Annotated in this window: 21 protein-coding genes, 1 tRNA gene and 1 pseudogene; 18 read left to right on the top strand and 5 right to left on the bottom strand. The window is 40.4% G+C overall.

Annotated elements, in window-relative coordinates; all coding sequences use genetic code 11:
• The 8 genes and pseudogenes from G6069_RS03035 to tlpC form a co-directional block, all read left to right on the top strand.
• Nucleotides 1-274, top strand: a 274-nt coding sequence (locus G6069_RS03035; protein ID WP_197293330.1) for a sigma-70 family RNA polymerase sigma factor, incomplete at its 5' end; no start/stop codon positions are given.
• 19 nt (nucleotides 275-293) lie between these two features.
• A complete protein-coding gene (locus G6069_RS03030) occupies nucleotides 294-1,658 on the top strand; it encodes a C40 family peptidase (RefSeq protein ID WP_197293329.1) in 1,365 nt (454 codons plus the stop codon).
• Nucleotides 1,659-1,711: 53 nt separating this feature from the next.
• The gene (locus G6069_RS03025) at nucleotides 1,712-3,064 is read left to right on the top strand and encodes an FAD-dependent oxidoreductase (RefSeq protein ID WP_000061407.1); all 1,353 of its coding nucleotides are present in this window, start codon (nucleotides 1,712-1,714) and stop codon (nucleotides 3,062-3,064) included.
• A gap of 5 nt (nucleotides 3,065-3,069) precedes the next feature.
• Complete coding sequence (locus tag G6069_RS03020) at nucleotides 3,070-3,258, top strand: DUF5408 family protein (RefSeq protein ID WP_197293328.1); 189 nt, start codon at nucleotides 3,070-3,072, stop codon at nucleotides 3,256-3,258.
• A gap of 354 nt (nucleotides 3,259-3,612) precedes the next feature.
• Nucleotides 3,613-4,038 (top strand): 50S ribosomal protein L13, encoded by a 426-nt coding sequence (gene rplM / locus G6069_RS03015; protein WP_000167671.1) that lies wholly within the window; start codon nucleotides 3,613-3,615, stop codon nucleotides 4,036-4,038.
• Nucleotides 4,035-4,424, top strand: a complete 390-nt coding sequence (gene rpsI, locus G6069_RS03010; protein WP_001227274.1) for a 30S ribosomal protein S9 — start codon at nucleotides 4,035-4,037, stop codon at nucleotides 4,422-4,424. The genes rplM and rpsI overlap by 4 nt, the downstream gene beginning before the upstream one ends.
• Nucleotides 4,378-4,576 (top strand): annotated as a pseudogene (locus G6069_RS07955) (hypothetical protein). The gene rpsI and the pseudogene G6069_RS07955 overlap by 47 nt, the downstream one beginning before the upstream one ends.
• Nucleotides 4,573-6,594, top strand: a complete 2,022-nt coding sequence (tlpC, locus tag G6069_RS03005; protein WP_197293327.1) for a methyl-accepting chemotaxis protein TlpC — start codon at nucleotides 4,573-4,575, stop codon at nucleotides 6,592-6,594. The pseudogene G6069_RS07955 and the gene tlpC overlap by 4 nt, the downstream one beginning before the upstream one ends.
• A 565-nt stretch (nucleotides 6,595-7,159) precedes the next feature.
• Here tlpC and G6069_RS03000 read toward each other — a convergent pair.
• The 5 genes from G6069_RS03000 to rpsT form a co-directional block, all read right to left on the bottom strand.
• Nucleotides 7,160-8,893, bottom strand: a complete 1,734-nt coding sequence (locus G6069_RS03000) for a dentin sialophosphopreproprotein (protein WP_197293326.1) — start codon at nucleotides 8,891-8,893, stop codon at nucleotides 7,160-7,162.
• A 246-nt stretch (nucleotides 8,894-9,139) separates the two neighbouring features.
• Nucleotides 9,140-10,861 (bottom strand): outer membrane beta-barrel protein, encoded by a 1,722-nt coding sequence (locus G6069_RS02995; protein WP_197293325.1) that lies wholly within the window; start codon nucleotides 10,859-10,861, stop codon nucleotides 9,140-9,142.
• Nucleotides 10,862-10,871: 10 nt separating this feature from the next.
• On the bottom strand, nucleotides 10,872-11,129 hold the full coding sequence (locus tag G6069_RS02990; protein ID WP_197293324.1) for a hypothetical protein: 258 nt from the start codon (nucleotides 11,127-11,129) through the stop codon (nucleotides 10,872-10,874).
• A 416-nt stretch (nucleotides 11,130-11,545) separates the two neighbouring features.
• Complete coding sequence (gene prfA, locus G6069_RS02985) at nucleotides 11,546-12,604, bottom strand: peptide chain release factor 1 (RefSeq protein WP_197293323.1); 1,059 nt, start codon at nucleotides 12,602-12,604, stop codon at nucleotides 11,546-11,548.
• Nucleotides 12,605-12,728: 124 nt separating this feature from the next.
• Nucleotides 12,729-12,998: a 30S ribosomal protein S20 gene (rpsT, locus tag G6069_RS02980; RefSeq protein WP_001273612.1), complete on the bottom strand. Its 270-nt coding sequence runs from the start codon at nucleotides 12,996-12,998 to the stop codon at nucleotides 12,729-12,731.
• 89 nt (nucleotides 12,999-13,087) lie between these two features.
• On the opposite strand from rpsT, the gene glmM reads away from it, so the two are divergent.
• The 10 genes from glmM to G6069_RS02930 all read left to right on the top strand — a co-directional run bounded on the left by glmM (nucleotide 13,088) and on the right by G6069_RS02930 (nucleotide 21,161).
• On the top strand, nucleotides 13,088-14,425 hold the full coding sequence (gene glmM, locus G6069_RS02975) for a phosphoglucosamine mutase (RefSeq protein WP_197293322.1): 1,338 nt from the start codon (nucleotides 13,088-13,090) through the stop codon (nucleotides 14,423-14,425).
• Nucleotides 14,419-14,892, top strand: a complete 474-nt coding sequence (gene lspA, locus G6069_RS02970; protein WP_197293321.1) for a signal peptidase II — start codon at nucleotides 14,419-14,421, stop codon at nucleotides 14,890-14,892. Before glmM ends, lspA begins: the two co-directional genes overlap by 7 nt.
• 20 nt (nucleotides 14,893-14,912) lie before the next feature.
• Nucleotides 14,913-14,988: transfer RNA gene (locus G6069_RS02965), tRNA-Val, on the top strand.
• A gap of 248 nt (nucleotides 14,989-15,236) precedes the next feature.
• Nucleotides 15,237-15,953: an urease subunit alpha gene (ureA, locus tag G6069_RS02960; protein ID WP_000779233.1), complete on the top strand. Its 717-nt coding sequence runs from the start codon at nucleotides 15,237-15,239 to the stop codon at nucleotides 15,951-15,953.
• Nucleotides 15,954-15,956: 3 nt separating this feature from the next.
• On the top strand, nucleotides 15,957-17,666 hold the full coding sequence (gene ureB / locus G6069_RS02955; RefSeq protein ID WP_000724295.1) for an urease subunit beta: 1,710 nt from the start codon (nucleotides 15,957-15,959) through the stop codon (nucleotides 17,664-17,666).
• A 193-nt stretch (nucleotides 17,667-17,859) separates the two neighbouring features.
• Nucleotides 17,860-18,447, top strand: coding sequence for an acid-activated urea channel protein UreI (ureI, locus tag G6069_RS02950; RefSeq protein WP_000901259.1), 588 nt, complete (start codon nucleotides 17,860-17,862; stop codon nucleotides 18,445-18,447).
• 1 nt (nucleotide 18,448) lies between these two features.
• Nucleotides 18,449-18,961 (top strand): urease accessory protein UreE, encoded by a 513-nt coding sequence (gene ureE / locus G6069_RS02945; protein ID WP_000583070.1) that lies wholly within the window; start codon nucleotides 18,449-18,451, stop codon nucleotides 18,959-18,961.
• 10 nt (nucleotides 18,962-18,971) lie between these two features.
• Nucleotides 18,972-19,736, top strand: coding sequence for an urease accessory protein UreF (locus tag G6069_RS02940; protein WP_197293320.1), 765 nt, complete (start codon nucleotides 18,972-18,974; stop codon nucleotides 19,734-19,736).
• Between the two features lie 28 nt (nucleotides 19,737-19,764).
• Nucleotides 19,765-20,364 carry an urease accessory protein UreG gene (gene ureG / locus G6069_RS02935; protein ID WP_000238760.1) on the top strand — a complete coding sequence of 200 codons (600 nt, stop codon included), beginning with the start codon at nucleotides 19,765-19,767 and terminating at the stop codon, nucleotides 20,362-20,364.
• A complete protein-coding gene (locus tag G6069_RS02930; RefSeq protein WP_197293319.1) occupies nucleotides 20,364-21,161 on the top strand; it encodes an urease accessory protein UreD in 798 nt (265 codons plus the stop codon). The genes ureG and G6069_RS02930 overlap by 1 nt, the downstream gene beginning before the upstream one ends.
• Nucleotides 21,162-21,181 lie beyond the last annotated feature (20 nt).

Genomic DNA, 21,181 nt, shown 5'->3' with positions numbered 1-21,181 from the left:
AGATAAAAATATCGTTAGCTCCATTGATCACATCATGCGAGAAGATTTAAAAGCGCAAATTGAAAGCGTTTTGGATCGGTTGAATGAGCGAGAAAAAGCGGTGATCCGCATGCGTTTTGGGCTTTTAGACGATGAAAGCGATCGAACTTTAGAAGAAATTGGCAAAGAATTGAATGTTACTAGAGAAAGGGTGCGCCAGATTGAAAGCTCTGCGATCAAAAAATTGAGAAGCCCGCAATACGGGCGCATTTTGAGAAACTATTTGCGCATTTGACATTAAGGTTCTCTAAAGCATGCGTTATTTTCTTGTAGTTTTCTTGTTTTTGTTTGTGGGTTGCACAAAAAAGGATTTCACGCTCAAAGATTTATCCTTGCCCCAAGAGGCTTCAAGCTATCTTGCAAGCTCTCAAAATGGCAGTAACAATATTGACCCCCAAGCGTTAAGAGAAAAATTAAAAGAGAGCTACCTCAAAGCGTGGTATTCCCCATGGCTAGATATGAAAGTCAAAAGCAATAAAAAAGAGGTGTTTTGGATCCTTAAGGAGATGAATAAATCCACCGGTTATGGCGAAGATCTAAAACCCAACGCAAAAGCTTTCAATGATGCACTTATTAAAAGCATGGATATTGAGCATTACCCAAGCGCTAAGATTAAGGCTGTTGTGGTGCGAGATAGCGATGTTAGGGCTGTGCCTACTAACAAGCCTTTTTATCTTTCTCCAAAAGGTTATCCTTTTGACAGGTATCAAAATTCGCTGATTTTTCAAGGCACGCCGGTTTTAGTCACGCATTTCAACACGGACAAAACTTACGCCCACATTCAAAGCAGTTTTGTTTATGGTTGGATTAAAGTCAGCGATTTAGCCTACATGCACGATAAAGACATAGAGCTTTTAACCCATCTTAAAGATTATGTCATGCCTATAAAAGATAAAATCCCCCTTTATACAGACTATGGGGATTTTTACACCAACGCCAGAGTGGGCGAATTGTTCGCTCTCATCCCCCAAAGTCAAAACGCATCTCAAAACCCCCAAAAAAAGGAATTGAAAGCCTATGGCTTTTTGAAGAACGCTAAGGGCTATGCAACTTTACAAAGCGTGATCTTAGAAGAAAAGGATTTTTTTGTTTTCCCTAAGGCTTTTAACAGCGAGAACATGGCGTATTTTATAGACACCATGCTAGGGCAAAAATACGGCTGGGGTGGGCTATTAGGTAACAGGGATTGCTCGGCTTTCACCAGGGATAGTTTCGCTAATTTTGGCATTTTGCTCCCCAGAAATTCCTATGCACAAAGCCGTTATGCGAACAATTATGTGGATTTAAGCTCTATGAAAGCCAAAGAAAAAGAAGACTACATCCTTAAAAACGCCACGCCTTTTGGAACGCTCATCTATTTAAAAGGGCATATCATGCTCTATTTAGGCGCACACAACCATCAAGCGATAGTCGCTCACAGCATTTGGTCAGTGCAAACCCAAAAGCATTTTAAAACCTTGAGCCATAAAATAGGAGGCGTGGTGATCACTTCATTATGGCTAGCTGAAGAGCATAACGGGGCGTTTTCTAAAAAGAAATTATTGATTGATAGGGTGCTTGGAATGAGCGATTTGAAAGATTTTGTCAATAAAACTTCAAGCCCTTTGAATGCGAATTGATTTTCTTGTACTATGATTACGATTTATCAATTTAAAACATTTGGAGAAAGACAATGAGTATGGAATTTGATGCCGTGATTATTGGAGGTGGGGTTTCAGGGTGCGCGACCTTTTATACTTTGAGCGAATACAGCTCTTTAAAGCGCGTGGCTATCGTGGAAAAATGCTCTAAATTAGCTCAAATCAGCTCCAGCGCTAAGGCTAATTCGCAAACCATTCATGATGGCTCTATTGAAACGAATTACACTCCTGAAAAAGCTAAAAAAGTGCGTTTGAGCGCTTATAAAACCAGGCAATACGCGCTCAATAAAGGCTTGCAAAATGAAGTGATCTTTGAAACCCAGAAAATGGCCATAGGCGTGGGCGATGAAGAATGCGAGTTCATGAAAAAACGCTACGAATCCTTTAAGGAAATCTTTGTGGGGTTAGAGGAATTTGACAAACAAAAGATTAAAGAATTAGAGCCTAATGTGATTTTAGGGGCTAATGGCATAGACAGGCATGAAAACATTATCGGTCATGGCTATCAAAAAGACTGGAGCACCATGAATTTTGCGAAGTTGAGTGAAAACTTCGTTGAAGAAGCTCTAAAATTAAAGCCTAACAACCAGGTGTTTTTGAATTTCAAAGTGAAAAAGATTGAAAAACGCAACGACACTTACGCGCTCATTTCTGAAGACGCTGAAGAAGTGTATGCTAAATTCGTGCTAGTCAATGCCGGCTCTTACGCTTTGCCTTTGGCTCAGAGCATGGGCTATGGCTTGGATTTAGGGTGCTTGCCTGTGGCGGGTAGCTTTTATTTTGTGCCGGATTTATTAAGGGGTAAGGTTTATACCGTTCAAAACCCCAAACTCCCTTTTGCAGCCGTGCATGGCGACCCTGATGCTGTCATTAAAGGAAAAACACGAATCGGGCCTACGGCTTTAACGATGCCTAAATTAGAGCGCAACAAATGCTGGCTTAAGGGTATTAGTTTGGAATTACTAAAAATGGATTTGAATAAAGATGTGTTTAAGATCGCGTTTGATTTGATGAGCGATAAAGAAATCCGTAATTATGTGTTTAAAAACATGGTTTTTGAATTGCCCATTATCGGTAAAAGGAAATTTTTAAAAGACGCTCAAAAAATCATCCCCTCTCTTAGCCTAGAAGATTTAGAATACGCTCATGGTTTTGGCGAAGTACGCCCGCAAGTTTTAGACAGAACCAAGCGAAAGCTGGAATTGGGCGAAAAAAAGATTTGCACCCATAAAGGCATCACTTTTAACATGACCCCCTCTCCAGGCGCGACGAGCTGCTTGCAAAACGCCCTTGTGGATTCCCAAGAAATCGCTGCATATTTGGGCGAGAGCTTTGAATTAGAACGCTTTTATAAAGATTTATCCCCAGAAGAATTGGAAAATTAAAACGCATGCAAAAAGAACAAGAAGCCCGAGAAATCGCTAAAAAAGCCGTTCAAATCGTGTTTTTTTTAGGGGTTGTGGTGGTACTTTTGATGATGATAAACCTTTACATGCTCATCAATCAAATCAACGCGAGCGCTCAAATGAGCCAACAAATCAAAAAGATAGAAGAAAGGCTCAATCAAGGGCAAAAATAAAGGCTTTGGCTTATTAAGCATGAGTAACAAAATTAAAAAATGCTTAAAGGCATTTTTTAAAATAAATACAATAAAATGGCTTGCGTAAGCAAGTGATAGCCTCTTTAAAAAGCGGTCTTTTGGGGTTAGGGGGTTTTTGGTTGGGGGTTGTAGGGGAGGGTTATTGTAAAATACCTCCCTATCCCCTTAAGGAAATGAATTTTACTTAAGAAATGAGTTTTACCATAAAATCAAAAAGCAATCAAACAAATTTTTTAAAAAACCTTATTTTTAAACTTTAAACTTTCCTTAAATTCAGTAATATTTAAGTTTATTTCCTTATAATGGGTGCTTTAATTTTATCAAAGGATTCTTATGACAAAGACTGCTAAAGTCAATGACATCGTTCGTGATTGGGTCGTTTTAGACGCTAAAGACAAAGTTTTTGGCCGCTTGATCACTGAAATCGCTGTGCTTTTAAGAGGCAAACACCGCCCTTTTTACACCCCTAATGTGGATTGTGGGGATTTTGTGGTGGTTATCAACGCCAATAAGGTTAAATTTTCAGGCATGAAATTAGAGGATAAAGAGTATTTTACCCATTCAGGTTATTTTGGCAGCACTAAGAGCAAGACTCTCCAAGAAATGCTAGAAAAAGCCCCCGAAAAGCTCTACCACTTAGCCGTTAGGGGCATGCTCCCTAAAACGAAATTAGGGAAAGCGATGATTAAAAAACTCAAAGTTTATCGTGATGATAAGCACCCTCACACCGCACAAACTAGCAAAAAGGACGCTAAATGAGAAAAATCTATGCTACCGGTAAAAGAAAAACCGCTATCGCTAAAGTGTGGCTCACTCCGGGTAAAGGCGGATTGAGTATCAATGAGCAGAGCTTAAATCAATGGTTAGGCGGACATGAAGCCATTAAAATGAAAGTCATGCAGCCCTTGCTTTTAACCAAACAAGAGCAATCTGTGGATATTAAAGCGGTGGTTTTTGGTGGGGGCTACTCAGCGCAAGCGGAAGCCTTAAGGCATGGCATTTCTAAAGCTTTGAACGCTTATGATATTGCTTTTAGGGCCATTTTAAAACCTAAGGGTTTGCTCACTAGGGATTCAAGGGTGGTTGAACGCAAAAAATATGGTAAAAGAAAGGCCAGAAGAAGCCCGCAATTCTCTAAAAGGTAATTTTTATTTCTTTTCCTCTTCTTTGGGGGAGTTTTGGGGGCTTTGGCTCTCTTTTATTCTACTTTTTGTTCTCTCTTGTTTTATTAAAGTTTCAAAATCAATGTATAATAATCGTTCTCTATCAATTTGTTTTAAAAGGGCAAAGGGAATGAAATCTACAAGAATTGGTTCTAAAATCGTCATGATGGTGTGTGCGGTTGTTATTGTCATTAGCGCTGTTATGGGCGTTATTATCAGCTACAAGGTTGAAAGCGTGTTGCAAAGCCAAGCCACAGAATTGTTGCAAAAAAAAGCTCAGTTAGTCAGTTTTAAAATTCAAGGCATTATGAAGCGTATTTTTATGGGTGCTAACACCCTTGAAAAATTTTTAAGCGATGAAAATAGTGCTATCAACGACACCCTAAAAAGGCGCATGCTCTCTGAGTTTTTGCTGGCAAACCCTCATGTGTTATTGGTTAGCGCGATTTATACGAATAATAATGAACGAATTATCACTGCCATGAGCATGGATTCAAAAATCGCCTACCCTAATACCACGCTCAATGAAAACATGACCAATCAAATCCATTCGCTCAAAAGTATAACCCGTTCAGATCCCTATTATAAAGAGGTTAATGGCAATAAAATCTATGGCATGGATATTACCCTCCCCCTAACGGGTAAAAATCAAAATGTGATAGGCGCGCTGAACCTCTTTTTAAACATTGACGCTTTTTATACCGATGTAATAGGCCAAAATAAGAGCAACACCTTTTTAATGGGGAAAGATGGCAGGCTTTTAATCAACCCTAATCGTGAGATCCAAGATAAGATTTTAAGCGCTATCAATCCGGATAGAAGAGTCGCTAAAGCTGTGGAGTATTATAACAACAACGAAGCCGGAACTTTGAGCTACCATTCATTGAGCGGGGATACAGAAACCTTTTTAGCCATACAACCCTTTGATTTTTTTGAAGGAAAAGAAAATAACGGCAATCATTGGCGTTGGGCGATTGGGAAATATGTCAATAAATCTTTAGTCTTTAAAGAAGCGACAAACACCAAATTCATTATTATCACCACTTTGATTTTAGGCGTGCTGGTGTTAGCCCTTTTAGTCTTTATCATCATTTCCAGTCTCATAACCAAACGCATCAGTAGGGTCAATAACACCCTAAATGATTTTTTCAACCTGCTCAATAACCCTAAAAATAACCATGCCATAAGCCTAGCGCCCCCAAGCGCTTATGATGAAATCGGGCAAATGCAAGCTTCCATCAATGAAAACATCCTTAAAACCCAAGAAAACATTCAAGCCGATAATAAAGCCATTCAAAACAGCATTGAAGTGGCTAATTTTGTGGAAAGTGGGGATTTCACGCAAGAAATCGCATGCGTGCCTAAAAACAAAGACTTGCAAGCCTTAAGAAACACCATTAATAGCATTATCCAGTATTTCCGTAACCAAATTGGCGCTAATATTGAAGCCCTAAACAACGCCCTAGAGCATTATAAAAACCTGGATTTCACCCACCATATCCAAAACCCTAAAGCCAACATGGAAAAAGCGCTCAACACTTTAGGGCAAGAAATTTCTAGCATACTTAAAGCTTCTTTAGGGTTTGCGAACGCGCTCAATCATGAATCCAAAGATTTAAAAACTTGCGTGGATAACTTGACTAAAACCGCCCACAAGCAAGAAAGAAGCCTGAAAAACACCACCCAATCCTTAGAAGAAATCACTAATATTATTACGATGATTGATTCTAAAAGCCAGGAGATGATCTCTCAAGGCCAAGACATTAAAAGCGTGGTGGATATGATTAGAGATATTGCCGATCAAACGAATCTATTAGCCCTAAACGCCGCTATTGAAGCCGCAAGAGCCGGTGAGCATGGCAGAGGCTTTGCGGTGGTGGCTGATGAGGTGAGAAAGCTCGCTGAAAGGACGCAAAAATCCCTCAGCGAGATTGAAGCCAATATCAATATTTTAGTTCAAAGCATCGCCGATAACGCCGAGTCTATCAAAATGCAAAACAAGGGCGTAGAAAACATCCACAACTCCATTAACGCCTTGCAACAAGATGTGCAGGATAATTTGACTATCGCTAACCATTCCTTACAAGTCAGCGCTAAAATTGATGGGATCTCCCAAGACATTTTAGAAGATGTGAGCAAGAAGAAATTTTGATTTCTGCCTTTAATTTTGAGCGTCTAAAATGTGGAACCGCCCCTTTTTCTAAAGCAAGGGGATTTCTAGCTGTAAAGTGTTCTAACGGACGCTAATATAAAAGACTCTTTAAAAGGGGTATTCATCGCAAAATATCCCCCTATTACCTTAAAAGAATCGTTTTAGTGTGAAACCGCCCCTTTCTAAAGCAAGGAGCTTCCTAACTAAAGCATTCCATTGAATGCTAACACGAAAGGCTTTGTTCTTTAAAGTCTGTATGGGCATTTCTTACCCTAAAAAGACTAGAGGTATTTTGTTAGCTTGAATATAGCCTAATGGCTATACGCTTACGTCTTGCACCCTAAAGGACAGAGTTTTTTGTGCTAGTTTGATGATAAAAAACTTTGGTTGGATTTTAAAAAGCGTTCTTAGGGGAATTAGTTGGGGGTTAAAGGGGTACCAAAATATCCCCCTATCCCCTTAAGAGAATGGTTTTCACTACAAATAAAAATACCCATTAAAGTTTTGGCTATCAATCTTTGATTAAAAACAAGGCTAGTTTTAACCAAAGAGCTAGGGGTTAATCTCAATTCCCCATATCGCCACCCATGTCGTCGTTCATGTCCCCCATATCGCCCATGTCATCGTTGCCATTACCCATGTCGTCGTTCATGTCGTTGGCGTTGTTCAAATCATCGCCCATGTCGTTGCCGTTGCTCATGTCGTCATTAGCGTTACCCATATCATCGTTGCCGTTGTTCATGTTGCTCATATCATCAGTGTTACCGGTATCAGTATTGCCAGTGTCGGTGTTGCCGGTATCGGTGTTATTCATATCGCCGGTATTGTTGCCACTAGCATCTTTATCATCAGTAGGGGTGTCGTTTGCATTGCCGGTGTCAGTGGTGTTAGTGTCCATGTGATCATCGTTGTGATCATCGTTAGTGGCGTTGTTAGGGTTTATGAGCACGTTACCCCCTTGATCTTTGCTGTCATTCGCATGGGTGTTGGCCATGTTGTTAATAGGCGTTTGCTGTGCAGGTTGTTGCATAGGGTTATTGATCGCATCATTCAAATCGTCTCTATCATCGCCATCAATTTTCAAACTCCCGTCTAAATAGTTCCCTACCACATCGCTGCTATGGCTTAATTGTTGCACGCTGTCTAAGGCTTTATCCACTTGAGCTTGTTGCTCGCTTGAAAGCCCTTTTTGATCTTTTAAGTCATTGTCTAGTTGGTTCAAGTTATTGTCTAATTTGTCCCTCACTTCCATAGCTTTATTGACCACTGAATCAATCTTACTAGGACTCGCCCCGTCTTGCTTCATTTCTTTGATTTGCCCCACTAAATGGTTAAGCTCTTTGGCTTGAGAAGTTATCGCATCCACGCTTTTAGTGGGCATGGCTTTGGTGTGGAAAAGCGAATTGTCTTTGAGCATGCGGCTGTTGTCTAAATTGACTAAAGCGCTATTCAAGCGGTTGGTTTGAATGCCTTTGCTGAATTTGGGATCACGATAAAAGCTCATGAGATTTGCCTGCTGTAAGGATTTATCGTCCTTATCGTCTCTGTCATCATCAGTGGGCGTATCAAGTTGGTTAATGGAAGCGTCATGGTCTAAAATCTCTTCTTGATCGATCGCATACATATAATTTTCTAACATCAAGTAGTCTTGAACTTGCATCATGAAAAACATGTTAGGGTAGAAGCCATACATGCCATCATAAAAGTCATAAAAATCATACATGCCCATGCCATACATTCCATACATTCCCATGCCATACATGCCGTAATAAGGGCTATAGTAAGAGTTGTAATAGTTGTTGCTCCTGTAATAAGGGCTTTGAGCCTTTTCATTCTCCTGTTGCTTTTTAAGATATGCCCCTACCACGCTCAAATCAGCGAGCATTTTTTGAGCCGTTTTTTGATCTTTTAAAGAAATGCCTAAGGGGATATAAATACCGGTGCGGTAACTATAAAAAGAATCCCTAGCGATGATTTTAAGGCAATATTTCAAATTCTTTTGCAATTTTAGGGCTTGCTTTAAACGCGCATGCGCTCTAAAATTCCCCAAGATGCCAGAGTTAAAACGCATTTTTTCCACTAACGCGCTGAATTTTTTCGCATCGCCATTAGCCGCATTGATATAGTTTAAAGCGCTAGCCCCCCACTCTTTGGTGCTGCTTCTATAACCCCCAAAATTCACTATTTTTGGCGTTAATTCCCCCTTTAATTGCGAATCTTTTAAATCAAACAACGCCCTATTCACGCTGATAGCGTTTAAACTGAGTGCCATTATAAAAAGTATTTTTATAGCTTTCATTCATAACCTTAAAAAATATCTCTTGCGAGCATTATAGACTATTTTTAGAAATCAAAATGATTTTTGAAAACAAGCCAAAGTAAAAAATCAAATCCCAAAACAAAAGGTTCTGTTTTAAACGCTTCTTTAGTTTTTAAAAAACTTTCTTAAACAAAAACCTAACCCCCAACAAAACAAACATCGCAAAAAAAAAGAAAAAAGAAACCAACAGAGAGAAAACCCTCTATTGATAAAGAAGAGAAAGGCTTAGAAGTTGATCATGTAGTTAAAATAGATAGAGAAATTCCTTTTATAGAACACATCTACCGATCCATCTACGCCCCTTTCTTTATAGAATTGGTTGGTAAATAAAGGCAATTTAAAGCCCACTTCAATCCCGCTGTGTTTAGAGAAATTGCTCCTGAAACCAAATTCCACAGGCATTTGGAAATAGCTTGTGTTCATGCTCGCTGAACAGCCGGCGGTGTTGTTGCAAATGTGCATTTGAGATTTTAAGTAGCTCTCTCCTTGAACGATAAACGAATCCCCTCCTAACCCAAAGCCCACGAACAACCCTGCTGTGTTATAGCCCTCTTTACTTTCATAGAAGTTATAGAGCGCATCAAAGCCCACGCCATAAGTGAAGTCATTCACTTGAGACGCACCTTCCATGATTCCAAGCTGGCTCCCCACAAAGCTTAAATTCGCATGGTTATAGCTGTAGTATCCATAAGATCTAAAGCCAAAGCGTTTGGTTTTGCCAAAGAACCACTTATACCCTACCATCGCATCTACCCCATACATTTGCCCGTAATTATTGGTGTTAATCACGCTTGGCGTGTAGGTTGCTTGGGCTTGAGCGACAGCGGTTTGAATGTTTTTATGCACGCTCATAAAGGCATCTTTTTGAGCCATTAGATTGGTTTTTAGCGCGTTTAAGAAATTGATGGCATCTGTCGTTGTGCTGTTAGTTGTGCTACTACCGGTAGTCGCAAGCGTAACGGCTTGCGTTTTTTGCGTATCAGCTGCACTAAGATCGGCCAAAGCCATATCCACTTGATTGATAGCTTTATCTAACGCGCCCACAACCGCATTAGAGCCGTTTGTCAATTGCCCAATCGTCGTGCTAGAAGAATTTAAATAGCCTTTTAAAGTGTTTTGAGCGCTTTCTAATGCGCTAAACGCGCTGTTTAGCCCTTGAGCGTTAGGAATCACACTGCCTAAATTAGGATTACCGCTTAAAAGAGCACTGATCGTTGCGGTTTGTTGAGACATGGTTTCTACCCCACTTAAAGTGGTGTTCATGCCACTCACGCTCACGCTCTTAAGATTATTAACCATAGTGGTATCTTTGGTTAGCTGGCTTGCCACGGAACTCCCACTAGCGCTTGGTGTGCCACTTGTTTCATCTTTTTTAGCTGGTGGGGTTGGTGTTTTCGTCTGATCTTGTAAATCTGTGTTTAAAGTGCTTTGATCAGTGTCAAAAGTTTTTTCAGCCTTTTGTAAATCTGTTTCAGCGGTTTGCTCTGCTTGTTGATCGGCTTTAAAAGTGGTTTCATCAAAATCTTTAGTGCTAGCATCAGCTTGAACTTTAGCTACATCTGTTTTTAAAGTTTTTTCATCGTTTTGAACGGCTGTGTTATCGGTTTCTACTTGTTTAGCCGCATCAGCTACAGTAGTGTCAGTGCTTGTTGTATAAGCTTCATCAGTTGTGGCGGTTGTGTTGTCAGTAGAAGCGGTGTTTTCAAGCGTTGTCGCTTCTTTGCTGTCGCTTGAAGCGGTGTTTTGGGCTTGAGTTTGGGCTTGTTGTTGCGTTGGCGAATCGCTTGTTAATTTACTATCCTTATCCTTTTCAGCATAATTACCAAAAACATGCGATGATTTTTGCAATGCCGCGTAGGTTTCTAAATCGGTAGCGTTCATGCTCACTAAAAGCACGCTACTAGCCGCTAAAGAGACAAAGCCTAATTTTTTGAATGACTTTTTCATAACTTCTTTCTTATTTTTTCATCCAGCTTGCGCTTGGATTGACTTTAGTGTCCGGTTTAGAAGCGCTTTGCGTTTCTTGGGCTGGAGCCGCTTGATTGTTGCCAAACATTGAAGTGTTTATCGGGGTGTTATTGTTAGCACCTGAAGTGCGGGTGGTGTTTTGGTTTTCTAAATTAGAATATTGAAACCCCCCTCCTAAAAACGCACCGCTTTTTTCTGCCATAGACACACTAAAGGCTAATGCCATACCTAAAAAAACCTTTTTCATTTAAAACTCCTTAATGTGAGAAATCCTAAGGATTTCTTTTTTTATTGCATTCATGCTATGGCGCAAAAATATAGGGGATCATCAAAATTTGAGAGTTGTCCCTAATACATTCGCTTTTACAGAATACAATTCGCTCTTATAATGTAAGCTTTGGAGTTATATCATAAAAAAGTGAATTTTTTGTTACAAAATGGATTGAATAACATTTTTATTTTAAAAGTGCATTAATATATATATAGAATTTAAAATTATATTTATAACTAGCTTTTATGGGAACTCTTACGCTGTTTTTGTGGGGCGAAAATTTAGAGCATGTAAAATTGGAAGCATGTTAGGGTTTTTAGTAGTAGTGGGTGGTTACCTTAAAAAATGCTTGAGCGTTTTATCCCCTTTGTTTTATCGTTTTAGTAGGGGTTTTATTCAAACTGGCTTTGAGCATGAGCGATTAAAGGGTTAATCACTTCATCTAAATTCCCTGAAAGCATGATTTCTTCTAAACTATACAGAGTTAAATTGATTCTATGCTCGCTCAAGCGGTTTTGCGGGTAATTATAGGTGCGGATCCTTTCGCTCCTGTCCCCACTACCCACTTGCTCCTTTCGGTCTTTGGCGTTAGCGAGTTGTTGCTCTTCAATTTGTTTTTCATAAAGGCGCGCTTTTAAGATTTTTAGGGCTTTATCCTTGTTTTTATGCTGGGATTTTTCATCTTGCATGCTCACGCTGATATTAGTGGGGAGGTGCGTGATGCGCACCGCAGAGTCTGTGGTATTGACGCATTGCCCCCCATGCCCGCCAGCGCGAAACACTTCAATCTTTAAATCGCTAGGGTTGAGGGTAACTTCCACATCATCCACTTCAGGCATGATCGCTACCGTGATAGCGGAAGTGTGGATGCGCCCTTGAGATTCTGTCTCAGGGACTCTTTGGACTCGATGCGTGCCTGCTTCAAATTTGAGCCTTGAATACACGCCCTTGCCCTTAATCAAAGCGATGATTTCTTTATAGCCCCCTACGCTGTTTTCGCTAGAGCTCACTACCTCTACTTTCCATTTTTTCAAATCCGCATAACGGCAATACGCTTTAAACAAATCCCCTACAAAAATGCCCGCTTCATCGCCCCCTGTGCCGGCCCTTAATTCTAAATAAATGTTTTTATCATCGTTAGGATCTTTGGGGATAAGGAGTTGTTTAATGGCAGTTTCTAGCTCACTTTTTTGGATTTCTAAAACTTTTAATTCTTCTTTGGCCAGTTCGCTCAATTCTTTGTCTTCTAAAAGCTCTTTATTTTCTTTGATACCCTCTAAAACGCTCAAATACTCTTTACTCGCTATGGAGATTTCTTCAATGGAGCTTTGCTCTTTGCTCAATTCGGTGAGTTTTTTAATATCGCTAATCACTTCAGCGCTAGAAAGCAACGCCGTGAGTTCGTCGTATCGTTTGAGAATGGAAGAAAGCTTTTCAGCTAGAATAGACATGCAAGACTACCTATTAAAAAGATGTGAATAAAAGATTCAACAATCTAAAAAACACAGAACTTAAAAAGAAGCCCAATAACAAAAACCCATTACCGAGCTTAAAGAAGTTAAAAACGCCCTAAAACTAAGCGAGAGCGATTTTTTTCACTGAAGCGTTAAGCCTTGAGACTTTCCTAGAAGCGGTGTTTTTCTTTAAAATCCCTTTGCTGACAAATTTATGCAACTCTTTATTAGCGATTTTCAAACGCTCTTGAGCTTTTGTTACATCATTGATGGCGACCGCTTCACGCACGGCTTTAATGATATTTTTAATTTTCGTTTTGTAGAACCTGTTGCGTTCGGTTCTTTTAATGGTCTGTCTGATTCGCTTTTCTGCGGACTTATGATTTGCCATAGCCTTGTTTTAATCCCCTTGTAATGTAAAATTTGGCATAATTCTATCTAAAAATTGATTAAAAATAGTTTAAAAGGTATTTTATAACGATGAAAATTTTTGGGACTGATGGCGTGAGAGGTAAAGCAGGGGTGAAACTCACCCCCATGTTTGTGATGCGTTTGGGCATTGCTGCCGGGTTGTATTTTAAAAAACATTCTAAAACGAATAAAATTTTAATCGGTAAAGACACCAGAAAAAGCGGCTATATGGTAGAAAACGCTTTAGTGAGCGCTTTCACTTCCATAGGCTATAACGTGATTCAAATAGGGCCTATGCCTACCCCTGCGATTGCGTTTTTAACCGAAGACATGCGCTGTGATGCGGGTATTATGATAAGCGCGAGCCACAACCCTTTTGAAGATAATGGCATTAAGTTTTTCAATTCTTATGGTTATAAGCTTAAAGAAGAAGAAGAAAAAGCGATTGAAGAAATCTTTCATGATGAAGAATTACTGCATTCCAGTTATAAAGTGGGCGAAAGCGTCGGTAGCGCTAAAAGGATAGACGATGTCATAGGGCGTTATATCGCGCATTTAAAACACTCTTTCCCTAAACATTTGAATCTACAAAATTTAAGGATCGTGCTAGATACCGCTAATGGTGCGGCTTATAAGGTGGCTCCGGTCGTTTTTAGCGAGCTTGGGGCTGATGTGTTAGTGATTAATGATGAGCCTAATGGGTGTAATATTAATGAGCAATGCGGGGCTTTACACCCTAACCAATTGAGCCAGGAAGTGAAAAAATACCGCGCGGATTTAGGCTTTGCTTTTGATGGCGATGCGGATAGGCTAGTGGTGGTGGATAATTTAGGGAATATCGTGCATGGGGATAAGCTTTTAGGGGTGTTAGGGGTTTATCAAAAATCTAAAAACGCCCTTTCTTCTCAAGCGATTGTCGCTACAAACATGAGCAATTTAGCCCTTAAAGAATACTTAAAATCCCAAGATTTAGAATTGAAGCATTGCGCGATTGGGGATAAGTTTGTGAGCGAATGCATGCGATTGAATAGATCCAATTTTGGAGGCGAGCAAAGCGGGCATATCATTTTTAGCGATTACGCTAAAACCGGCGATGGCTTGGTGTGCGCTTTGCAAGTGAGCGCGTTAGTGTTAGAAAGTAAGCTTGTAAGCTCTGTTGCGTTAAACCCCTTTGAATTATACCCCCAAAACCTAGTGAATTTGAATATCCAAAAAAAGCCTCCTTTAGAAAGCCTGAAAGGTTATAGCGCTCTTTTAAAAGAATTAGACCAGCTAGAGATCCGCCATTTGATCCGTTATAGCGGCACTGAAAACAAATTACGAATCCTTTTAGAAGCTAAAGATGAAAAATTGCTCGAATTGAAAATGCAAGAATTAAAAGAGTTTTTTGAAGGGCATTTGTGCTAAACACCACCCAACAAAGCCTGTTGGTTTTTATAGGGGTTTTTTTTCTTATTTTTGGCGTGGATCAAGCGATTAAATACGCTATTTTAGAGGGGTTTCGTTATGAAAGCCTGATTATAGATATTGTTTTGGTGTTCAATAAAGGCGTGGCGTTTTCCTTGCTCAGTTTTTTAGAGGGGAGTTTGAAATACTTGCAAATCCTTTTGATTTTGGGGCTTTTTATCTTTTTAATGCGCCAAAAGGAGCTTTTTAAAAACCATGCGATAGAGTTTGGCATGGTGTTTGGCGCTGGGGTTTCTAATGTTTTAGACCGGTTTGTGCATGGGGGCGTGGTGGATTATGTGTATTATCATTATGGCTTTGATTTTGCCATTTTTAATTTCGCTGATGTGATGATAGATGTGGGCGTGGGCGTTTTATTGTTAAGACAATTCTTTTTTAAGCAAAAACAAAACAAAATTAAGGCATAATTGCCCTTTTTAAAATAAAAGGTCGCGTAGCTCAGTTGGTAGAGCACTACCTTGACATGGTAGTGGCCGCTGGTTCAAGTCCAGTCGTGGCCACCATTATCACTCCAATTTTAATTCTCATTTTTTTGCGAGTTTTTGATCTTTATAAATTCTAAAGGGGTATTAAATGCACTCCCAATAACGCTTTTATAGCACTTCAAAAATATAACACTAATTCATTTTAAATAATAATTAGTTAATGAACGCTTCTGTTAATCTTAGTAAATCAAAACATTGCTACAATTACTCCAACCTTGATTGCGTTATGTCTTCAAGGAAAAACACTTTAAGAATAGGAGAATGAGATGAAACTCACCCCAAAAGAGTTAGATAAGTTGATGCTCCACTACGCTGGAGAATTAGCTAGGAAACGCAAAGAAAAAGGCATTAAGCTTAACTATGTGGAAGCAGTAGCTTTGATTAGTGCCCATATTATGGAAGAAGCGAGAGCTGGTAAAAAGACTGCGGCTGAATTGATGCAAGAAGGACGCACTCTTTTAAAACCGGATGATGTGATGGATGGTGTGGCAAGCATGATTCATGAAGTGGGTATTGAAGCGATGTTTCCTGATGGGACCAAACTCGTAACCGTGCATACCCCTATTGAGGCCAATGGTAAATTAGTTCCTGGTGAGTTGTTCTTAAAAAATGAAGACATCACTATCAACGAAGGCAAAAAAGCCGTTAGCGTGAAAGTTAAAAACGTGGGCGACAGACCGGTTCAAATCGGCTCACACTTCCATTTCTTTGAAGTGAATAGATGCTTAGACTTTGACAGAGAAAAAACTTTCGGTAAACGCTTAGACATTGCGAGCGGGACAGCGGTAAGGTTTGAGCCTGGCGAAGAAAAATCCGTAGAATTGATTGACATTGGCGGTAACAGAAGAATCTTTGGATTTAACGCATTGGTTGATAGGCAAGCAGACAACGAAAGCAAAAAAATTGCTTTACACAGAGCTAAAGAGCGTGGTTTTCATGGTGCTAAAAGCGATGACAACTATGTAAAAACAATTAAGGAGTAAGAAATGAAAAAGATTAGCAGAAAAGAATATGTTTCTATGTATGGTCCTACTACAGGCGATAAAGTGAGATTGGGCGATACAGACTTGATCGCTGAAGTAGAACATGACTACACCATTTATGGCGAAGAGCTTAAATTCGGTGGTGGTAAAACCCTAAGAGAGGGCATGAGCCAATCTAACAACCCTAGCAAAGAAGAACTGGATCTAATCATCACTAACGCTTTAATCGTGGATTACACCGGTATTTATAAAGCGGATATTGGTATTAAAGACGGCAAAATCGCTGGCATTGGCAAAGGCGGTAACAAAGACATGCAAGATGGCGTTAAAAACAATCTTAGCGTGGGTCCTGCTACTGAAGCCTTAGCCGGTGAAGGCTTAATCGTAACTGCTGGTGGTATTGACACACACATCCACTTCATTTCACCCCAACAAATCCCTACAGCTTTTGCAAGTGGGGTAACAACCATGATTGGTGGCGGAACCGGTCCTGCTGATGGCACTAATGCGACTACTATCACTCCAGGTAGAAGAAATTTAAAATGGATGCTCAGAGCGGCTGAAGAATATTCTATGAACTTAGGTTTCTTGGCTAAAGGTAACGCTTCTAACGATGCAAGCTTAGCCGATCAAATTGAAGCCGGTGCGATTGGCTTTAAAATCCACGAAGACTGGGGCACCACTCCTTCTGCAATCAATCATGCGTTAGATGTTGCGGACAAATACGATGTGCAAGTCGCTATCCACACAGACACTTTGAATGAAGCTGGTTGTGTAGAAGACACTATGGCAGCTATTGCTGGGCGCACTATGCACACTTTCCACACTGAAGGCGCTGGCGGCGGACACGCTCCTGATATTATTAAAGTGGCCGGTGAACACAACATCCTGCCCGCTTCCACTAACCCCACTATCCCTTTCACTGTGAATACAGAAGCCGAACACATGGACATGCTTATGGTGTGCCACCACTTGGATAAAAGCATTAAAGAAGATGTTCAGTTCGCTGATTCAAGGATCCGCCCTCAAACCATTGCGGCTGAAGATACTTTGCATGACATGGGGATTTTCTCAATCACTAGTTCTGACTCTCAAGCGATGGGTCGTGTGGGTGAAGTTATCACTAGAACTTGGCAAACAGCTGACAAAAACAAAAAAGAATTTGGCCGCTTGAAAGAAGAAAAAGGCGATAACGACAACTTCAGGATCAAACGCTACTTGTCTAAATACACCATTAACCCAGCGATCGCTCATGGGATTAGCGAGTATGTCGGTTCTGTAGAAGTGGGCAAAGTGGCTGACTTGGTATTGTGGAGTCCCGCATTCTTTGGCGTGAAACCCAACATGATCATCAAAGGCGGGTTCATTGCGTTAAGCCAAATGGGCGATGCGAACGCTTCTATCCCTACCCCACAACCGGTTTATTACAGAGAAATGTTCGCTCACCATGGTAAAGCTAAATACGATGCAAACATCACTTTTGTGTCTCAAGCGGCTTATGACAAAGGCATTAAAGAAGAATTAGGGCTTGAAAGACAAGTGTTGCCGGTAAAAAATTGCAGAAACATCACTAAAAAAGACATGCAATTCAACGACACTACCGCTCACATTGAAGTCAATCCTGAAACTTACCATGTGTTCGTGGATGGCAAAGAAGTAACTTCTAAACCAGCCAATAAAGTGAGCTTGGCGCAACTCTTTAGCATTTTCTAGGATTTTTTAGGAGCAACGCTCCTTAAATCCTTAGTTTTTAGCTCTCTGATTTTTTGTTTATCAAAAAATTGGGGGCTTTTTTTTGTTTTTATTTTTTGTCAATTTACTATTTTTCTTTATGATTAGCTCAAGCAACAAAAGTTATTCGTAAGGTGCGTTTGTTGTAAAAATTTTTGTTTGGAAGGAAAAGGCAATGCTAGGACTTGTATTGTTATATGTTGGGATTGTTTTAATCAGCAATGGGATTTGCGGGTTAACCAAAGTCGATCCTAAAAGCACTGCGGTGATGAACTTTTTTGTGGGCGGACTTTCCATTATTTGTAATGTGGTTGTCATCACTTATTCCGCTCTCAACCCTACAGCCCCTGTAGAAGGTGCCGAAGATATTGCTCAAGTATCGCACCATTTGACTAGTTTCTATGGGCCAGCGACTGGGTTATTGTTTGGTTTTACCTACTTGTATGCGGCTATCAACCACACTTTTGGTTTGGATTGGAGGCCGTATTCTTGGTATAGCTTATTCGTAGCGATCAACACTGTTCCTGCTGCGATTTTATCCCACTATAGCGATATGCTTGATGACCACAAAGTGTTAGGCATCACTGAAGGCGATTGGTGGGCGATCATATGGTTGGCTTGGGGTGTTTTGTGGCTTACCGCTTTCATTGAAAACATCTTGAAAATCCCTTTAGGGAAATTCACTCCATGGCTTGCTATCATTGAGGGTATCTTAACCGCTTGGATCCCTGCTTGGTTACTCTTTATCCAACACTGGGTGTGAGATGATCATAGAGCGTTTAATGGGCAATCTAAGGGATTTAAACCCCTTGGATTTCAGCGTGGATTATGTGGATTTGGAATGGTTTGAAACGAGGAAAAAAATCGCTCGCTTTAAAACCAGGCAAGGCAAAGATATAGCCATACGCCTTAAAGACGCTCCCAAGTTGGGTCTCTCTCAAGGGGATATTTTATTTAAAGAAGAGAAGGAAATTATCGCCGTTAATATCTTGGATTCTGAAGTCATTCACATCCAAGCTAAGAGCGTGGCAGAAGTAGCGAAAATATGCTATGAAATAGGAAACCGCCATGCGGCTTTATACTATGGCGAGTCTCAATTTGAATTTAAAACACCATTTGAAAAGCCCACGCTAGCGTTACTAGAAAAGCTAGGGGTTCAAAATCGTGTTTTAAGTTCAAAACTGGATTCCAAAGAACGCTTAACCGTGAGCATGCCCCATAGTGAGCCTAATTTTAAGGTTTCACTGGCGAGCGATTTTAAAGTGGTCGTAAAATAGAAAAATACAGATGGATAAAGGAAAAAGCGTGAAAAGCACTAAAAAAAGCGTGGGTACGCTCCCAAAAACCCCAAAGACAGACGACAATGCTCATGTGGATAATGAATTTCTGATCTTGCAAGTCAATGATGCGGTGTTCCCTATTGGCTCTTACACGCATTCTTTTGGGTTAGAAACTTACATCCAGCAAAAAAAGGTTACCCATAAAGAAAGCGCTTTAGAATATCTAAAGGCCAATCTTTCTAGCCAGTTCCTTTACACGGAAATGCTGAGCTTGAAACTCACCTATGAAAGCGCCCTCCAACAAGATTTAAAAAAAATTTTAGGGGTTGAAGAAATGATTAGGCTATCCACAAGCCCCATGGAATTACGATTAGCCAATCAAAAGCTAGGCAATCGTTTCATTAAAACCTTACAAGCCATGAATGAATTAGACATGGGTGCATTTTTTAACGCTTACGCTCAACAAACCAAAGATCCCACCCATGCCACTAGCTATGGCGTTTTTGCGGCGAGTTTGGGGATTGAATTGAAAAAGGCTTTAAGGCATTATCTTTATGCGCAGACTTCTAACATGGTGATCAACTGCGTTAAAAGCGTCCCATTATCCCAAAACGACGGGCAAAAAATCTTATTGAGCTTGCAAAGCCCTTTTAACCAGCTCATAGAAAAAACCCTAGAACTAGACGAAAGCCACCTGTGCGCGGCAAGCGTTCAAAACGACATTAAGGCGATGCAGCATGAGAGTTTATACTCGCGCCTTTATATGTCTTGAATTTTAATCTCAAATTGAAAGGAATTTTATGGTAAAAATTGGAGTTTGTGGTCCTGTAGGAAGCGGTAAAACCGCCTTGATTGAAGCTTTAACGCGCCACATGTCAAAAGATTACGACATGGCGGTTATCACTAATGATATTTACACTAAAGAAGACGCAGAGTTTATGTGTAAAAATTCAGTAATGCCACGAGAAAGGATCATTGGCGTAGAAACAGGAGGCTGTCCGCACACCGCCATTAGAGAAGACGCTTCTATGAATTTAGAAGCGGTAGAAGAAATGCATGGCCGTTTCCCTAATTTGGAACTGCTTTTGATTGAAAGCGGAGGCGATAACCTTTCAGCGACTTTCAACCCAGAGCTAGCGGATTTTACGATTTTTGTGATTGATGTGGCTGAGGGCGATAAAATCCCTAGAAAAGGCGGCCCAGGAATCACGCGCTCAGACTTGCTTGTCATCAATAAGATTGACTTAGCCCCCTATGTGGGAGCGGACTTGAAAGTCATGGAAAGGGATTCTAAAAAAATGCGCGGCGAAAAACCCTTTATTTTTACGAATATCCGCGCTAAAGAAGGCCTAGACGATGTGATCGCATGGATCAAGTGCAACGCTTTATTGGAAGATTAATGAACACTTACGCTCAAGAATCCAAGCTCAGGTTAAAAACCAAAATAGGGGCTGACGGGCAGTGCGTGATTGAAGACAATTTTTTCACGCCCCCCTTTAAGCTCATGGCACCTTTTTACCCTAAAGACGATTTAGCTGAAATCATGCTTTTAGCGGTAAGCCCTGGCTTAATGAAAGGCGATGCGCAAGACATGCAATTACACATCGGTCAAAATTGCAAGTTAAGGATCACTTCGCAATCCTTTGAAAAAATCCATAACACTGAAGATGGGTTTGCCAGCAGAGACATGCATATCGTTGTGGGGGAAAACGCTTTTTTAGACTTCGCACCTTTCCCGTTAATCCCCTTTGAAAACGCGCATTTTAAGGGCAATACCACGATTTCTTTACGCTCTAGCTCTCAATTGCTTTATAGTGAAATCATTGTCGCCGGGCGAGTGGCTCGTAATGAGTTGTTTAAATTCAACCGCTTGCACACCAAAATCGCTATTTTACAAGATGAGAAGCCCATCTATTATGATAATACGATTTTAGATCCCAAAACCACCGACATGAATAACATGTGCATGTTTGATGGCTACACGCATTATTTGAATTTGGTGCTTGTCAATTGCCCCATAGAGCTGTCTGGCGCGCGAGGATTGATTGAAGAGAGCGAAGGAGTGGATGGAGCCGTGAGCGAGATTGCTAGTTCTCATTTATGCCTAAAAGCTTTAGCGAAAGGTTCAGAACCCTTGTTGCATTTAAGAGAAAAAATCGCTCGCTTTATCACCCAAACGATTACGCCAAAGGTTTAAAAGCGCTTCAAAAAGATTAA

It is taken from the genome of Helicobacter pylori (assembly GCF_017594925.1).
Lineage (GTDB): Bacteria > Campylobacterota > Campylobacteria > Campylobacterales > Helicobacteraceae > Helicobacter > Helicobacter pylori_DP.
The sequence above is the reverse complement of the archived record's forward strand: the minus strand, read 5'-3'. Positions and strand labels throughout refer to the sequence as shown.

Excerpts from the sequence above, each read along its gene's own strand:
- G6069_RS03030 (WP_197293329.1), top strand. The coding sequence starts at position 294 with ATGCGTTATTTTCTTGTAGTTTTCTTGTTTTTGTTTGTGGGTTGCACA.
- G6069_RS03025 (WP_000061407.1), top strand. The coding sequence starts at position 1,712 with ATGAGTATGGAATTTGATGCCGTGATTATTGGAGGTGGGGTTTCAGGG.
- G6069_RS03020 (WP_197293328.1), top strand. The coding sequence starts at position 3,070 with ATGCAAAAAGAACAAGAAGCCCGAGAAATCGCTAAAAAAGCCGTTCAA.
- rplM (WP_000167671.1), top strand. The coding sequence starts at position 3,613 with ATGACAAAGACTGCTAAAGTCAATGACATCGTTCGTGATTGGGTCGTT.
- rpsI (WP_001227274.1), top strand. The coding sequence starts at position 4,035 with ATGAGAAAAATCTATGCTACCGGTAAAAGAAAAACCGCTATCGCTAAA.
- tlpC (WP_197293327.1), top strand. The coding sequence starts at position 4,573 with ATGAAATCTACAAGAATTGGTTCTAAAATCGTCATGATGGTGTGTGCG.
- G6069_RS03000 (WP_197293326.1), bottom strand. The coding sequence starts at position 8,893 with ATGAAAGCTATAAAAATACTTTTTATAATGGCACTCAGTTTAAACGCT.
- G6069_RS02995 (WP_197293325.1), bottom strand. The coding sequence starts at position 10,861 with ATGAAAAAGTCATTCAAAAAATTAGGCTTTGTCTCTTTAGCGGCTAGT.
- G6069_RS02990 (WP_197293324.1), bottom strand. The coding sequence starts at position 11,129 with ATGAAAAAGGTTTTTTTAGGTATGGCATTAGCCTTTAGTGTGTCTATG.
- prfA (WP_197293323.1), bottom strand. The coding sequence starts at position 12,604 with ATGTCTATTCTAGCTGAAAAGCTTTCTTCCATTCTCAAACGATACGAC.
- rpsT (WP_001273612.1), bottom strand. The coding sequence starts at position 12,998 with ATGGCAAATCATAAGTCCGCAGAAAAGCGAATCAGACAGACCATTAAA.
- glmM (WP_197293322.1), top strand. The coding sequence starts at position 13,088 with ATGAAAATTTTTGGGACTGATGGCGTGAGAGGTAAAGCAGGGGTGAAA.
- ureA (WP_000779233.1), top strand. The coding sequence starts at position 15,237 with ATGAAACTCACCCCAAAAGAGTTAGATAAGTTGATGCTCCACTACGCT.
- ureB (WP_000724295.1), top strand. The coding sequence starts at position 15,957 with ATGAAAAAGATTAGCAGAAAAGAATATGTTTCTATGTATGGTCCTACT.
- ureI (WP_000901259.1), top strand. The coding sequence starts at position 17,860 with ATGCTAGGACTTGTATTGTTATATGTTGGGATTGTTTTAATCAGCAAT.
- ureE (WP_000583070.1), top strand. The coding sequence starts at position 18,449 with ATGATCATAGAGCGTTTAATGGGCAATCTAAGGGATTTAAACCCCTTG.
- G6069_RS02940 (WP_197293320.1), top strand. The coding sequence starts at position 18,972 with ATGGATAAAGGAAAAAGCGTGAAAAGCACTAAAAAAAGCGTGGGTACG.
- ureG (WP_000238760.1), top strand. The coding sequence starts at position 19,765 with ATGGTAAAAATTGGAGTTTGTGGTCCTGTAGGAAGCGGTAAAACCGCC.
- G6069_RS02930 (WP_197293319.1), top strand. The coding sequence starts at position 20,364 with ATGAACACTTACGCTCAAGAATCCAAGCTCAGGTTAAAAACCAAAATA.